Raw genomic sequence first — 16,599 nt, forward strand, 5'->3', positions numbered from 1 at the left:
TCATGAAAAAGAAAACTATCATTGCTTCAATTATTGTGTGTTGCCTGCTTTGCGCATGCTCACAGAAACCTACTGCTTCCTTTATTCATCCCGGTATGGCACAGAACCAGCAGGACCTCGATTATATGTGCCAAATGATACAAGCAGATGCCCAACCCTGGAAGTCCGCCTATGAAAACCTACAGCAAGAAACCTCGTTAGACTTTGTTCCGCAGGCTTTCGACCGCATCTCTGTTGGCCCTTATGGTGCAAACAGCATCGGTGGACGGGAGTTCTCGCAAAGTGCCGAAGCTGCCTACAACCATGCCCTGATGTGGTATATCACCCGAGATAAAGCCTATGCCGGCAAGGCCATAGAAATACTGAATGCCTGGAGCTACAAGCTACGTAGTTTTGATGCAAACAACGCCAAACTAAACGTCGGGTTGTTCGGCTACCATTATCTCAATGCGGCAGAGATACTGAAATACACCGAATCCGATTGGGCGCCCAACGACATGGAGCAGTTCACCCGGATGGTGCTGACCGTCTTTTATCCCACGATAGAAGATTTCTTTACCGAAGCCAATGGCAATTGGGACGCTTCAATGATCAACACCATGATGTGTATCGGTGTTTTTGTAGATAACCATGAAATCTTCAACCGTGCGGTAGAACGGTTCTATTGGGGAGAAAGAAACTCCGGGATAACGAAGTACCTTTACCCCGGTGGACAGTGCCAGGAAACCACCCGCGACTGGGGGCACGTACAACTGGGCATCGGTGAGTTTGCCAAAGCTGCGCAGATCGCCTTTACCCAGGGATTGGATTTTTATCGGGTGGCCGACGACCGTCTGGCCAGAGGCTTTGAATATACCGCCCGTTTCATGTTGGGAGGCCACATCGACCTGTTCGGAGTGTATACCACCCGCGATAATGACAGATTCCGGGACATCTATGAGTCCATTTATTCCCATTACAAGCAAACCCGGGGCATCACGTTACCTTATACCGAAGAGGCGATCATGAAGCATACGCGTTCGAAGTCGTCTGTCGGATTTCTGACTGGCGTAAGGTCCGGCGCATCGAACGCTGATACGGATGCAATGAAAGAACTTGATCCGGAGAGGTTTTTAATGCCAACCGAAGCCGGCGCATTGAACGGAAAATACGCCGAAGCTCCCGAAGATGCTGTTCTTGTCCGGCCCGGCGAATCCATTCAGAAGGCAGTAGATGCCCATAAAGGTACTGGAAAATGGATTGTCCTGAGAGCGGGAGTACATACGCTGCAAGAACCGTTGAAGCTATACAGTGGCATGACTTTGGCGGGCGAGGGGCGAGAGACGATTTTGCATCTTGCCGGCGGACTGCATGCAACAACCATCATCAACGGAACGGATAGTCTGGAAGATGTCGTAATCCGTGATTTGCTGATCGAAGGTGCAGTGAATACTGTCGAAAATGGAGATCCGAATCACGATCGCCGTACCCGTTCTTATATGAGCGCTCCAAGCCGGGAGGGTATTGTCTTCTGGTCGGAAGACAATGCGATAAGAAACATCAGGTTCGAACAGCTTACGGTGCAGAACTTCACCAAGAATGGGGTGATGGTTGTCGGCGCATCGGATATCCGGATCAGCCAATGCGATTTTAGCGACAATGGCGGTAGCGTAGTGCCGGGAGAAGGATTCCACCACAATTTGCTCCTTTCGTACGTGGCGGACTGTACGCTTTGGAAGAGCCGTTTTGATACCTCGCCGTGGGGCAACGGCATTGATGCTACATTCTGTCAAGGTCTGACGGTGGAGGCTTGCGAAATGGCGCGCAATAAACGCTCGGGCATCCGCTGTGCGGAAAGTGCCGATATTATCCTTGTCGGCAATCGCGCGGAAGGGAATGACCGCCACGGAATAGCGATTGAAAAGCGAATGGATAGTTGCCAAGGGGTGACTATCCGCAACAATACGCTGCTGAATAATACCGGAAAAGGTGTTTATACACAGGCAGTTGTTCAATTGTCGGCGGAGGAAAACAGAGCGGAGAATAACGGAGCTGAATAAATATCAAGACTCTGTGCGGCATCGTGACACCATTATCAAAGACGCACGGCGTGCGTCTCTATAAACGACATGTAAAAATTATTTCCTGTCTGTTTTATTGGCTTTAAGTGCTCATAATATTTTTCTTATACAAAAAAACGCCCCTACAGGCTTCCTGAGAGGGGCGTTTTGCGTTTGCTGCAAACATCAACTTGCGTTTGCTGCAAAGACCGACTTACGTTTGCCGCAAACGCAAGTTGATGTTTGCAGCAAACGCAAAATGGTCTTTGCGGGGGTTGATAATATGTATTATATTTTCTTCGTAACCGTCAACCGGATATCATCCGATGAGGCTCCGATCATAAACGTATAGTTCCCTTCGGGCGTAATGAATTGGCTGGTTTCAACATCCCAGTATCTCAATAGCTCCTTCCTGATCTTGATACGGATAAGCTTATTCTCTCCCTTGCGGATGGTACTTCTCTCGAACCCTTTCAGTTCCTTTATCGGAGTAACCACGCCTACATCGGGCAGTTTCACATATACCTGTGCCACTTCATCACCATCATACTTTCCGGCATTCCTGACGTAGAACGAAACCTCCACCTCTTCTCCCAGGTCTTTAACCTCCGGCTTGCTATACTTGAATGAAGTAAAACTCAATCCATAGCCAAACGGATACAACGGTTTTCCGGTAAAGTACTGATACGTACGGCCTTTCGTAATATCATAATCATCGAATGGAGGAAGCTCATCCAGCGAATTGTAGTACGTCAGCGGTAACCGCCCTGCCGGGTTATAATCGCCAAAGAGCACTTCGGCTACGGCTGTACCGCCCTGCTCACCCGGATACCAGGCGTTGACGATGGCAGGCAGGTGCTCGTCCATCCAGTTGATGGCCAGCGAACTTCCGGCAACGAGTACAACCACCGTATTGGGGTTCACCTTGTAAATCTCTTCAATAAACTCCTGTTGATCCTCGGGCAGGAAGATATCGTTACGGTCCTTACCTTCGCGTTCGATGGTTTTGTTGATGCCCAATACGGCTACCACCATATCGCACTCACGGGCAGCGTTTCCGGCCTCACCATACAGGTCGATGCGCTCTTTCTTGGCTACGCTGGGCACACGCCACTGCAAACGGGCAAGAGCATAGTCCCTGTCGTCATAATATTCCGCTTTCAGATCGTAATCTTTTCCGGCTTCCAGGTAAACAGACACAGTGTCCATAGAGATACCTCCGCTACGCCACTTATCAATCAATAACTTACCATCCAGGCTGAAACGGCAACCGTCATCGTAACTGAAATTAAACGTATAATCTCCTGTAACCGTGGGGCGTAGTTTGCCCGTCCAGCGGATGGATAAAGGCGAACCCGGCAGGAATGGGTCGGGCGCCTGATTGGCAGGCTCAAAGTTGATCCACTCTTCACGGCGCACTTTAGGCGTGCCTTTCAGTTCCATATTATCGAAATACTCCGCTTTTAATCCTTCGGGGAAGTTATCGCCCTGTATCAGCTCCATGCCGTCTTTGGCCGATTTCCACGGTGCGTGTACAATCTTTACTTCATTACCCACCCGGTTGCGGATACCCTGCAATACAGATATCGGCTCGTTGACGGGTGCGCCGCTATAATCTCCGAACTCCGAGTTGGCCGCATTGATGCCCACAACGGCAATTGATCTTACTTTCTTTGTATTGATGGGCAGCGTGTTTTTGCTGTTCTTCAAGAGCACGATGCTCTGCCGGGCCGATTCCAGAGCCAGTTCTTTATGCTTCTCCGAACCGATAACACTGGCTGGAATCTTACTGTAAGGATTCAACGATGGGTCATCGAACAATCCCAGATGCATGCGGGCACGGATCACACGGTAAGCAGCCGAGTCGATATCTGCTTTGGATACCATATACTGGTTATAAGCGTTCAACAGCGGTTCCATATATACATCGTCACCACATTCCAGGTCGAGTCCGGCTTTGATGGATAGAGTAGCGGCGGCTTCTTTGGTTTTCACGTATTTCATGGCCGACACCAGCAGACTGGGACCACCACAATCGGAAACCACATATCCGTTGAATCCCCAATCCTGACGAAGCACTTTGGTCAGCAACCAGGGGTTTGCCGTACAAGGCACATTGTTTATGGCGTTATAAGCCGACATGATAGAAGCAGCTTTTCCCTCCTTTACACACATCTCGAAAGCGGGGAAGTAGTATTCGCGCAACTGTCTTTCGGAGATCTGCGGATTGCAGACGAAGCGGTTGTGCTCTTCGTTATTGGCGGCAAAATGCTTGGGTGTAGCCACGATCTTCAGGTAGCGGTCGTCATCGCCCTGCAAACCTTTGACGAAAGATGTACCCAGTACGCCGCTCAAGTAAGGGTCTTCACCGTAAGTCTCGGGTGTGCGTCCCCAACGCGGATCGCGCGACATATTTACGGTAGGCGACCAGAAGGTAAGCAAATCCGTAAAGCGGAAAGTTTGCAGTTTGCCTTGTTCAAGCTCGTTCCACCGCGCGCGGGCTTCATCGGAAATAGCCGAAGCCACTTGGCGGTGAAGTTCCGGGTTCCACATACTGCCTAAACCAATGGCTTGCGGGAAGACCGTGAAGCGTCCGGGACGCACCACGCCGTGGAGCGCTTCGTTGCCATGATAGTATTTATCAATCTCCAAACGCGGAATGCCCGGAGAGGTGGCACGCAATAAACTGATCTTTTCTTCGATGGTAAGGCGCGACAGCAAGTCCATGATGCGGTCATGTTGCGAGGCTTTCGGATCTCTGAATAGTTCTTGTGCCTGTGAGGGCGCAAGGGTAAAAAGTAGTAAGATAAATAAGGAATAGAGTTTTTTCATGATTCTAATGTAGGGGCGGTTCGCGAACCGCCCGGTAATGGTTTAAAAAATAGTTCTTTGTATGTGGGCGGTTCGCGAACCGCCCCTACGGTATTGTGGTACGTTACTGCTTATTGAATATTGATTTCTTTACTCACAATCGGTGCTGCAACGGCTGTTGTTTTCGCCGGGGAACTGCCACCCACATATATCTTCACTTTGCCCGGATACTGAATACTATTCCCATAGATATCCGTCTGGCTAAGTTGTTCCGGAGTAAGCTCAAAAGTCACTTTACTTGTTTCGCCTGCTTTCAGTTGAACACGTTTAAAGGATTTCAGGCTATACAACGGTGCCTTGTAGGCGGCATCCTGATACGAAACATACACCTGCACCACTTCCTCGCCCGCTTTTTTGCTTTGATTGGTTACATCGACTTCAATTCTCAGTTTCTCTCCCATGGCAAGCTTATCCTTCATGGTAATGGATGAATAACCGAAATCAGCATAACTCAGTCCGTATCCGAACGGATAAGTCACTTCACCCTTGAAATAACGATACGTACGGTTGTCCATATCGAAATCATTAAATGAAGGCAAATCCTTGTCGCTCTTATAGAAAGTAACCGGAAGGCGTCCCGAAGGATTATAATCGCCAAACAACACATCGGCAATAGCTGTTCCGGCATCCTGTCCGCCATACCAGGCATTAAGAATAGCCGGAAGATTCTCCGCTTCCCACGCAATGCCCAGGGCGCTACCCGTCATCATTACAAACACCACCGGGATGTTTTCTTTGTGTAATGCCTTCATTAATTCCGTTTGTATGCGTGGCAAAGCAATAGACGTACGGTCGCCACTGTTGAAACCCTCTATACGGACAGGCATTTCTTCGCCCTCCAGTTGAGGAGAGATACCGCCTACCATAACCACCACATCCACGTTTTTCAGGCTATTAACAAGCAGGGCAATAGAGTCGTTATTGACATTCCCTACTGGGTCAATTCCTCTGGTATAGATTACCTCCGTTTTCTTGCCAACCTTTTGCTTGATAGCTTGCAGCGGAGTAACGATTTCACTGGGGAAACCATTGTAATTACCCAATACCGCTTCCTTATTATCCGCGTTCGGGCCGATTACCGCAATCTTCTTCAGATTCTTCTTTAACGGTAACAACTGGTTGCTATTCTTAAGAAGCACGATAGACTGGCGGGCCATTTTCAGTGAAAGCTCCTTGTGGGCATCACACTCAAGTACGGAAAGCGGAATCTGTGAGTACTTCACCTGCTCTGCCGGATCAAATAAACCCAGGCGGAAACGTATCTTGAACAAACGGCTAAGCGAAACATCAATCTGATCTTCAGTGATTAACCCTTTCTTTACGGCTTCTACCAATCCTTTATACGCATTTTGTCCGCAATCAATATCTGTACCATGATATACGGCATCGGCCGAGGCATGTGCTGCATCAAGATGAGTCTTGTGCTGCCTGTAGAAATCGTCTATGGCACCACAATCCGAGGTCACGTATCCGGTGAAATTCCATTTATTACGTAGGATATCCTGCATTAACAAGGTGTTTCCACAGCAAGGCTCACCCCCGAATGCATTGTAAGCACACATCACTCCCGATACGTTGGCATCTACAATCAGGTCGCGGAAAGCCGGGAGGTAGGTATCCCAAAGATCGTAGTCACTTACCTTCGTATTGAATGTATGGCGCGTATTCTCCGGACCACTATGAACGGCAAAGTGTTTGGCACAGGCAGACGCTTTCAGGTACATCGGGTCATCGCCCTGCAATCCTTCCACAAAAGCTTTGCCCAGTGTTCCCGTCAGGTAAGGGTCTTCACCATACGTTTCCTGCCCGCGGCCCCAGCGAGGATCACGGAAGATGTTGATATTGGGCGTCCAGAAGGTCAGGCCGTGGTAAATAGCTCTGTTTCCTTTGGAAGAAGCATCGTTGTAGATCGCCCGCCCTTCGTCCGAGATGGCAGCGGCTACCTGTTTGAACGTAACATCGTCCCAGGCAGCAGCCATTCCGATAGCTTGCGGAAAGACAGTTACCTTATACTCTGTACGACCGATGCCATGCAGACACTCATTCCACCAGTTATAGGAGGGAATGCCCAGGCGGTCGATGGCCGGAGCATCGTTCAACATCTGCAATACTTTTTCTTCCAGGGTGAGGCGCGATACCAAATCCGTTACCCGTTCATCAACGGATAGACTCGTATTCCGGAAAGCATATTTCTCCTGCCCCCGACAAGGCTGATAAAAAGACAGGGAAAAAACAAAAGACAGAATAATAAAAAGGTTTGTTTTCATTGAATATTAATTTAAGCTTTGAATAAATCACAAAATAAAGTGAACAGCATTAATAAATGAGTAAATAATCGCTTAATTATGGAAAGATTTGCGTCATTTATTTGAAATTAAGTGATAATTCAACATTAAATTAATTGTGGCGCTATTTATTTGCATTCAAATTGATATTTGAGCAAGAAACTATGATAACTCCATAATTAATTATTAAATCAATAAACATGAAAAAGTTAAAAATCAGTTTGATCTTTCTGGCGTGGCTGATGATACCCATTGGTATCTGTGCCCAGGACTTTACTTCAGTCACCGCCTCGGTTAATGGCGATAAAGCCTCTTCAACATTCGATAATAATGTGAAGACGGGCTGGCAACTCACCACTAAAGACATGGAAAATCAGCAGCACCTGATGTATGTTCTGGCAGCCCCGGGTGATGTGAATGAAGTACAAATCCAGGGGAAAGGACTCGCTTCGGAGAATATTCAGAAGGTAATCCGCCTTTATATAACGTATGACCCCATGAACCTGGGTGATCCGGTAAACTACACGGTAAGTGGCGATAAGACCCTTGTTCTGTCGTTTAAACCTAAATACGGAGCACACCTCCGGATTCAGTTTGCAGATAAAGCCGGCAATACACCTATTATAATAAATGAAGTCAGCGTAGGCTACGATCAATCTATCAATACAAGTTCCGCCTCGGGCACTGCGAAAGACAAGCCCTGGATGAATGCCAGTCGCCCGGTAGAAGAACGTATCGACCTGCTGCTGGCGGTGATGACAACGGCCGAAAAGATGGAACTGTTACGCGAAGGCTGGGGAATTCCCGGTATTCCTCACCTGGGCATACCCGATATTAAAAAGGTAGAAGCCATTCATGGTTTCTCTTACGGTAGCGGGGCAACGATCTTCCCTCAGTCCATTGGTCTGGGAGCTACATGGAACCGCAAACTGGTTGAGGAAGTGGCAGGCGTGATTGGCGATGAAACGAAGAGCGCACACGCTATCCAGGCTTGGTCACCTGTGCTTGATGTAGCGCAAGACCCACGCTGGGGACGTTGCGAGGAAACGTATGGCGAAGATCCCGTTTTGGTAAGTGAAATCGGTGGTGCATGGGTGAAAGGCTATCAGGACCAGGGGTTAATGACTACTCCGAAACATTTTGGCGGACACGGCGCTCCATTGGGAGGTCGTGACTCGCATGATATCGGACTCTCTGAACGGGAATGGCGTGAAGTGCATTTGGTACCTTTCCGCGACATCTTCCGTAAGCATAAATATGAATCTATTATGATGGCTTACTCTGACTATCAGGGTGTACCCGTAGCCAAAAGTACCGAGTTACTAAAAGATATTCTACGCGATGAGTGGGGATTTGATGGTTATATCGTCAGCGATTGCGGTGCAATTGGAAACCTGACTGCCAAGAAACATTATACAGCTCTCAATAAAATCGAAGCCGCCCGTCAGGCACTTGCGGCAGGAATAGCCACGAACTGTGGAGATACATATAATGATAAAGCAGTTATTGAAGCCGCCGTTAACGGACAGATTAGTATGGAAGATCTTGACTTTACCTGTCGCACGCTTCTTCGTGTTATGTTCCGGAAGGGATTATTTGAAGAGAATCCTTCGCGCTCATTGGATTGGAAGAAGCAATATCCCGGCTGGAACAGCGATCCGCATAAAGAAGTTGCCCGTCGTGCAGCACAAGAGTCTATCGTTCTGTTGGAGAACAAAAACAATATCCTTCCTTTATCCAAGAGCCTGAAATCTATCGCAGTGATCGGTCCCGGAGCAGACGACCTTCAACCGGGCGACTATACCGGAAAGCCACTGGATGGCCAGTTGAAATCCGTGCTTACGGGTATAAACGCTGCCATAGGCTCAACCACTAAAGTGGTTTACGAAAAAGGATGCGAGTTCTTTAGCAACGAAAATACCCAGATAGAGAAAGCCGTAAAGGCTGCTAAACAGGCAGATGTAGCTGTATTGGTGTTGGGCGACTGCACAAGCAGCGAATCCATTACCAATGTAACGAAAACATCGGGCGAAAACCATGACCTGGCCACCCTTGTCCTTCCGGGAGATCAGCAACGACTGTTGGAGGCTGTTTGTGCAACTGGAAAGCCCGTTGTTCTGATCTTGCAGGTGGGTCGTCCATTCAATCTTAGTTATGCTGCGGAGCATTGCCAGGCCATTATGGTGAACTGGTTGCCGGGTCAGGAAGGTGGTTATGCAACAGCCGATGTCTTATTTGGCGATTATAATCCTGCCGGCAGATTGCCGATGACTTTCCCACAGCATGTAGGGCAGGTGCCTTTGTATTATAACTTTAAAACTTCCGGAAGACGATATGAGTACTCGGATATGGAGTATTATCCGTTGTACTATTTCGGTTATGGGTTAAGTTATACATCGTTTGAATACTCTGATTTGAAGATCAGTCAGCAACAGAACGGTTGTGTAAATGTATCGGCAGCGGTAAAGAATGTAGGTTCACGCGCTGGTGATGAGGTGGCTCAATTGTATGTTACCGATATGTATGGCAGTGTGAAAACCCGCGTTGTTGAGTTGAAAGACTTTGAACGCATCCATTTGCAACCGGGCGAAACAAAGACGGTGAACTTTACGCTTACTCCTTATCAGTTGTCTTTATTGAACGACCGCATGGATAGGGTAGTGGAAGCCGGAGAGTTTAAGATCATGGTGGGTGGTACAAGTCCTTCTTATGTAGCCAAAGATCGTATTAAAGATAGTTTGAACTATCCGGATAATACCAAAGGGCTGGTGGGTACGCTGAATTATACAATGAACTTTAGCTCTGACTTTAATCTGAAGGTTGTAAGTGTTAATGAAGATCCGATCTCTAAGACTAAAACAGCTGTACTAGAAGTCATAAACGCAGGAACCATTACCGACACCGGAAAGGTGGGTATGTATGTGAATGGCCGGAAAGCAGGCACAGATCGTCACTTTGAACTTGATCCGGGCGAGAAGAAAGAGCTCCGCTTTAAGTTTGAATCGGATAATTCGGAAGAGGTTTCGTTTACCACAAAGTATAAGATGGTGAAGTTATAAAATAACCGACGAAAGTAAGAATCCAACGGCCACGGCAACTATACATGCAATAAGCCCTGGCAGCATAAAACTATGGTTCAACAGATATTTTCCAATATGTGTTGAACCAGTTTTATCAAACCCGATGGCAGCAATAACCGTCGGATAATTCGGTAGAAAGAAATATCCATTCACCGCTGGGAACATCGCAATCAGTGATGCGGCTGGAATGCCGAGGCTAATTCCCAAAGGCATAAGCGCCCTGACCGTTGCGGCCTGACTGAATAACAAAATCGACAGAACGAATAAAGCAAAGGCAAATGTCCATGCGTGGTTAGTAACCATTGCCTGGATATTGCTTTCCATAAAGGCATAGTTGCCTTGTATAAACGTGTCTCCCATCCAGGCTATTCCGAAAATAGCAATAACTGCTTCCATACCTGCCCGAAAGATGCTCCCTTTAGCAACCAAAGAAGTATCGCGTACTTTCCCTACGATCAGAATCAGTGCGGCAGCCGAGAGCATAAGTATCTCAATAATGATAGTCATATCAAGCGCCTCACCATTCCATGAAGGACGAAGGCTCTTTATTGATCCGAAAAGAATAATAAGTACCACAGCCCCTAAGAAGAACCAGACCGAACGCTTGGCAGAGGCTGGAATATCTTCTGTTTTACTGACCGATCTATTTAGTTCCGCAACAAACTCCGGGTCTTTTAGCTTTTCAAGATAAGCCGGGTCTACGGATAATTCTTTCCCTACGAAGTTTGAAACAAAGGCGGCAACAAGTACTCCAACCAAAGTGGCGGGTATACAAATTGCCAGGATATCGAGCAGATCAATATTCTGAGGGGCTAACATCGCCAACAGTGCTACGGTTGCTGCCGAGATCGGACTGGCTGTAATGGCTTGCTGTGAGGCAATGACGGAAACACTTAGCGGTCGTTCGGGACGAATGCCGGTCTTCTGTGCCAGTTCGGATATAATGGGTAAAACGGAATAAGCCACATGTCCGGTTCCTGCCACCAACGTAAAGACGTAGCACACAAGAGGCGCCAGGTAGTTTAATCTTTTGGGGTTCTTGCGCAGTATTCTTTCGGCAAGTGATACCAGGTAATCCAGTCCGCCGGAGGCTTGCAAACAGGCGGCGGCAGAGACTACGGATAAGATAATGAGCATTACCTCAATGGGCGGAGAGGTGGGGCGCTCGTCAAATACAAAGGTCAGGACTAGGAGGCCAAGACCTCCCATCAGGCCCAATCCTACGCCCCTCATCCGTGCTCCTACGAAGATGGCGGCAAGTACTACAAGTAATTCAATATAGAACATTTATCTGCGGTTGTCTGGTATTTATTTCCATTAATAGAACAAATCTACTAAATTATGGTTTAACCGGAGTGTGAAAAGAAGGATTTGATTTAATTTGCCGGTGAAGGGGAACATAAAAGGTACTTTGGTTGTTGAAAAGCATACCGAGATAGTTAACAGTAATTTTGTAGAAGTTTTTACTGTTGATAGGCGTAACCCCGGCAGCGTCCGGGGTTTTCTGTATCTCTATATTTTTTGCTTCATCTTTTTGTTGGAAAACAAATAAAACTATAAATTTGCATCACTTTATTGCCGATATAGCTCAGTTGGTAGAGCAACACATTCGTAACGTGTAGGTCGCCGGTTCGAGTCCGGCTATCGGCTCGTCTTATTAGTACAGAGATTGGGATTGACGTTTTGACAAAATGTTAATCCCAATCTTCTCTTTTATGATATTTACCAGCGGGTATAGGGGTGATGGGTTTAAACGGAAACGATGGACATCTGTGTTGGTTGGATTGATCGGGATTTTGTGCTTTGGTGGTTAGATTGCTCTTGTTTTTGCTGATCTTCTTTCTTTGTGTCTCCCTTTTGAGTGATATTGTAATATTGAGTCAGTCTGACTTTTTATGTTTTTTCTTGCAGTCTGGTTAATTAGAACAACAATAAAGCGGATTTCGCGGGGAGAATTGGTTTAAATTGATGCCCAAATACACCTTTTTCTTGTATGCTGATGTGTCATTGATCAGATGCCGGTAGCATTTTCTCCAAATGCTACCTGCATTTGCCTCACGAGAAAGTTTCATTTACCCAAAATACAACCGGCAACCGGACTGATTGGCTGTTTTTCGAAGGGTTTAACATGCTATTTGCATCGTTTTAGAAAAGTTGTGTGTTAGTGTATTTGCTGTATTCTATCTCTTTTAACTCAGATTCCTTCTTTTTGCTTTCTTTTTGCTTTTTCGGATTGTTGTGCCTGGGATGTTTGTTTTACATACCTTGTGGTGTTAACAGGCTGTCTTTTAGGAACAAAATACTTCTTTGAAGTGTTAAACTTATAGTACACCCCATAGATTGATGACTTTATTAACCAACATAATAACTTAAACTTTATGACCATGAAATTATTAAATGAAAAAGTGGCCATCGTTACCGGTGGCGGTTCGGGATTTGGACGGGCGATGTCAGAATTGTATGCCAAAGAAGGCGCAAAAGTAGTAGTGTCGGATATTTCAGAGAAGAGCGGTGAGGAAACCGTAGAGCTGATTAAAAAGCTGGTGGCGATGCCATTTTCGTAAGAGCCGATGTCGGCAAGCCGGAAGACAACGAGAATCTGGTAAAAGAAGCCGTAAGGAAGTATGGAAAACTGGACATTGCTTTTAACAACGCCGGTATCGGAGGCGCTAATGCTCCCGTCGGCGAATACCCTATTGACGCATGGGACAAGGTGATTGATATCAATCTGTCGAGTGTATTTTACGGCATGCGTTATCAGATTCCGGAGATGCTTAAAACCGGTGGCGGCGCTATTGTAAACACGGCTTCCATCTTGGGGCAAGTCGGTTTCGGTGGCTCTTGCGCCTATGTTGCTGCTAAACATGGCGTTATCGGGCTGACGAAGAACGTGGCGATTGAATACGGTCGCCTGGGTATCCGCGCCAATGCTGTTTGTCCGGGATTCGTGGAAACCAACCTGACGCATGGACTTATGGCCGACAGGGAGTGTTACGATTTCCTGGTAAAAAAGCATCCGATGGGACGCTTGGGGAAAGTAGAAGAAATTGTAGACCTTGTGTTGTGGCTCAGTAGCGATAAAGCATCGTTCTGTAATGGCAGTTACTTCACGGTCGACGGTGGTTACCTGGCTAAATAAAACGAATTGCTGCCAAAAGATGAGATGGTCTGAAAGAACTTTTAAGACAATCTCATCTTTTTTTACAGACTAAACGCTTACCTTTGTGCCGGACTTTAGTGCAAAGTTAGTGTGAAAAGAAACCGGATACATAGAATTACGCTTGCCTGGTTACTGTCGGTGGTGTTTGCCATTCCGTACGTAGCCAAAACCATTCACATCTATGAAAGTGAGGGGTTGGGCGAGACTTGTTCACATTCCGAAAACCATCACCATGCTCCCGGTCATGACTGTAACACTTGTTTCCTTTGCCACTTCACCTTTTCCACATTTATAGAAACCGAGAAGCTATCTCTCGATACTTCACCAACCATTTATTATCATCCTGATTATATCCTGTACCAGGAAAAGGGGTATGCTATGGCAACCTCTTCCCATCACCTACGGGCACCCCCGGTGGCAAGGTGCCACTCCCGGGTTTAGCTGGCGCTGACCGTTGGTTCCATGCGGGTGGCATAAGTACCACCATCTTATTTATCTTTAAACAACTATCAACATGCATACCCGAATACTTCCGGTTATGCTCTTGTTTGTATTTGTATTGCCCGTTGCAGGCCAGCAAGCCGATTCCATCCGGACGGTTACGCTGGAAAGTGTGACGGTTACCGCCGATTCGTATAAAAAAGCGAGTAACCGTAACTCCGTCCTGTCGGTCGAAGTCGCCGAGAAAGACTTCCTCACCGAACATTTCACTGGCAATCTCATACAAGCCCTAGAGTATATTCCCGGAGTGCGTTCTATGGATATCGGTTCCGGATTCTCCAAACCGATGATCCGGGGCATGGGCTTCAACCGTATTGCTGTCACCGAAAACGGAATCAAACAAGAGGGACAGCAATGGGGAAGCGACCATGGACTCGAAATAGACGCCTTTAACATCGAACGTGTCACCGTTCGCAAAGGTCCCTCATCCCTCCTTTACGGGAGCGATGCGATGGGCGGAGTGATCGAAATCACCTCTCCACCCGCACCCGCCGGGAACCAGTTCTTTGGCGAAGTCTCCCTGTTGGGCAAAACCGTAAACAATAGCCTGGGCGCCTCGCTTATGCTAGGCATAAAGAAAGACAACTGGTACACAAAGGTGCGCTACTCCGAGCAACACTTCGGAGATTACCGCATCCCGGCGGATACCATCGTTTATCTTACCCAACGCATACCCGTATACGGCCGGCGACTAAAGAACACCGCCGGGTGGGAGAGGAACGTCAGCCTCTACACCGAGTACCGGAAGGGGAAATACTACTCCAACTATGCCATCAGTAACGCATACCAGAAGACCGGATTCTTCCCGGGAGCACACGGCATTCCCGATATCTCGCGCGTGCAGGACGATGGCGACCACCGGAACGTAGAATTCCCTTACAGCAAAGTGAACCATTTGAAGGTAACCACCAGGCAACAATACTCCTGGCACAACCTCATTGGCTCCTGGGACCTGGGCTACCAGAATAACCACCGCGAAGAATGGAGCAAATTCCATACCCATTACGGCACGCAATCCCCGCCGGAGCACAACCCCGATGAGGAACTTGATTTCGCATTAAACACCTTCAGCTCTTCCATGAAACTGAGGTTCATTCCCTCCACCACCTGGGAGCATACCGCCGGATGGGACATGCAGTTCCAACAAAACCGTATAGCGGGCTATTCTTTCCTGCTGCCCCGTTACGACAGGTTCACCACCGGCTTCTTTGCCCTGTCCACCTGGCGTCCGTCCCCGCAACTATCCGTTAGTGGCGGACTGCGTTACGATCTGGGCTCGGTCGACATCTCGGCGTATACCGACCCTTACCTCGAAACCTATCTGCAAGGTATGGGATACGATGATGAACTGATCCAGCAGTATAAATGGCGAAGCTATCCCGTAGATCGTGACTTTGGCGACTTTTCCGGTTCGCTGGGCATATCGTGGAATCCCGCAGGTGCTCATTGGGTGAAAGCCAACATCGGGCACAGTTTCCGCCTGCCCGGAGCCAACGAACTGGCTGCCAACGGTGTACATCATGGAACCTTCCGGCACGAACAGGGCGACCCATCGCTCTCCTCCGAGCGCGGTTGGCAGTTGGATGCATCCTATATATATGATACAAAAGGCTTCTCCCTATCCGCCACCACCTTCTTTAGTTGGTTCAATAACTACATCTACCTAAAACCAACCGGAGAGTGGTCCGTACTTCCACATGCCGGACAAATCTACCGGTACACCGGAGCCGAGGCCATCTTCGCGGGAGCCGAACTCTCATTTGATGTCGATTTCCTTAACCATTTCAACTATGCGTTTATGGGCGAATATGTCTATACCCACAACCAGGACGAAAGTACGCCGTTAGCCTTTTCGCCTCCGGCATCCATGCGCAATACATTAACGTGGAAAGGAAAGAAGTCGCAGGTATTTGCCGAATTGCAAAGCATCGCCAAACAAACAAGAGTGGCTAAGAATGAAAGTGTTACTGACGGTGCTAACCTTGTTAACTTAGGCGGCAGCCTCAACCTGCCCCTAGGTGGGTTGAACGTAGATATCACCCTCTCTTTGCGCAATTTATTCGATACCAAATACTATAATCACCTAAGTTTCTACCGGAAAGTCGAAATCCCGGAACCCGGCCGGAACATACAATTATTAATAAAAATACCCTTTAATACTCCATTAAAATGAAAACAAAAAGCAATATTCAGTTCTTATTTGTCCTAAGTTTAATAACCATCCTATCCGTTTTTACAGCTTGTAGCGATGATGATGGCGATACAACTCCACCCGTAATCCAACTCAATAAACCCGCCGAAAGTGCAAAGCTGCTCATCGGAAGCACCATTTGCCTGGACATGGAACTATCAGATGATGAAATGCTATCATCCTATAAAGTAGAGATACACAACAACTTTGATGGTCATGAACATACCCGGGCAGAAGACGGTACTACACCCTTCCAATTCCAGAAATCCTGGAGCGTAGCCGATCAGAAGAACGCTAAGATCCATCAGCACGAAATCGAAATCCCCGAAGGAGCAACTCCCGGAAATTACCACCTGATGGTGTACTGCACGGACCTGGCAGGAAATGAATCGTACGTAGCCCGCAATATTGTATTAAGCCATGATGGTGAGGGACATGAGCATGAAGAATAGGTAACATTCTCTATTGATCT

General features: G+C 47.5%; 8 protein-coding genes, 1 tRNA gene and 1 pseudogene. 7 read left to right on the plus strand and 3 right to left on the minus strand.

The window, feature by feature from the left end:
• Nucleotides 1-2: 2 nt before the first annotated feature.
• Complete coding sequence (locus D0T87_RS07140; RefSeq protein ID WP_163174236.1) at nt 3-2,039, plus strand: alginate lyase family protein; 2,037 nt, start codon at nt 3-5, stop codon at nt 2,037-2,039.
• 288 nt (nt 2,040-2,327) lie between these two features.
• Here D0T87_RS07140 and D0T87_RS07145 read toward each other — a convergent pair whose 3' ends face one another.
• Together D0T87_RS07145 and D0T87_RS07150 are read right to left on the minus strand one after the other, a co-directional pair.
• Nucleotides 2,328-4,871, minus strand: a complete 2,544-nt coding sequence (locus D0T87_RS07145) for a glycoside hydrolase family 3 C-terminal domain-containing protein (protein ID WP_163174238.1) — start codon at nt 4,869-4,871, stop codon at nt 2,328-2,330.
• Nucleotides 4,872-4,981: 110 nt separating this feature from the next.
• Nucleotides 4,982-7,177, minus strand: a complete 2,196-nt coding sequence (locus tag D0T87_RS07150; RefSeq protein ID WP_163174240.1) for a glycoside hydrolase family 3 C-terminal domain-containing protein — start codon at nt 7,175-7,177, stop codon at nt 4,982-4,984.
• Nucleotides 7,178-7,437: 260 nt separating this feature from the next.
• Here D0T87_RS07150 and D0T87_RS07155 point away from each other — a divergent pair, with 260 nt between their 5' ends.
• Nucleotides 7,438-10,254: a glycoside hydrolase family 3 C-terminal domain-containing protein gene (locus D0T87_RS07155; protein ID WP_239063540.1), complete on the plus strand. Its 2,817-nt coding sequence runs from the start codon at nt 7,438-7,440 to the stop codon at nt 10,252-10,254.
• On the opposite strand, the gene D0T87_RS07160 is transcribed toward D0T87_RS07155, so the two are convergent.
• Nucleotides 10,249-11,562: an anaerobic C4-dicarboxylate transporter family protein gene (locus D0T87_RS07160; RefSeq protein ID WP_163174243.1), complete on the minus strand. Its 1,314-nt coding sequence runs from the start codon at nt 11,560-11,562 to the stop codon at nt 10,249-10,251. The two genes, D0T87_RS07155 and D0T87_RS07160, sit on opposite strands and share 6 nt — an antisense overlap.
• A 290-nt stretch (nt 11,563-11,852) precedes the next feature.
• Between D0T87_RS07160 and D0T87_RS07165 the strand changes: the two genes are divergently transcribed.
• From D0T87_RS07165 to D0T87_RS07185, 5 genes and pseudogenes are all read left to right on the plus strand, one after another.
• Nucleotides 11,853-11,925: transfer RNA gene (locus D0T87_RS07165), tRNA-Thr, on the plus strand.
• 797 nt (nt 11,926-12,722) lie between these two features.
• Nucleotides 12,723-13,414 (plus strand): annotated as a pseudogene (locus D0T87_RS07170) (SDR family NAD(P)-dependent oxidoreductase).
• A 111-nt stretch (nt 13,415-13,525) separates the two neighbouring features.
• Nucleotides 13,526-13,876, plus strand: coding sequence for a hypothetical protein (locus D0T87_RS07175; protein ID WP_163174245.1), 351 nt, complete (start codon nt 13,526-13,528; stop codon nt 13,874-13,876).
• Between the two features lie 73 nt (nt 13,877-13,949).
• A complete protein-coding gene (locus tag D0T87_RS07180) occupies nt 13,950-16,109 on the plus strand; it encodes a TonB-dependent receptor (RefSeq protein ID WP_163174247.1) in 2,160 nt (719 codons plus the stop codon).
• Nucleotides 16,106-16,579 carry a DUF4625 domain-containing protein gene (locus tag D0T87_RS07185; protein WP_163174249.1) on the plus strand — a complete coding sequence of 158 codons (474 nt, stop codon included), beginning with the start codon at nt 16,106-16,108 and terminating at the stop codon, nt 16,577-16,579. Before D0T87_RS07180 ends, D0T87_RS07185 begins: the two co-directional genes overlap by 4 nt.
• The last annotated feature ends 20 nt before the right edge of the window (nt 16,580-16,599 follow it).

Origin of the sequence: Bacteroides sp. 51 (assembly GCF_010500965.1) — a bacterium.
Classification (GTDB): Bacteria; Bacteroidota; Bacteroidia; order Bacteroidales; family Bacteroidaceae; genus Bacteroides.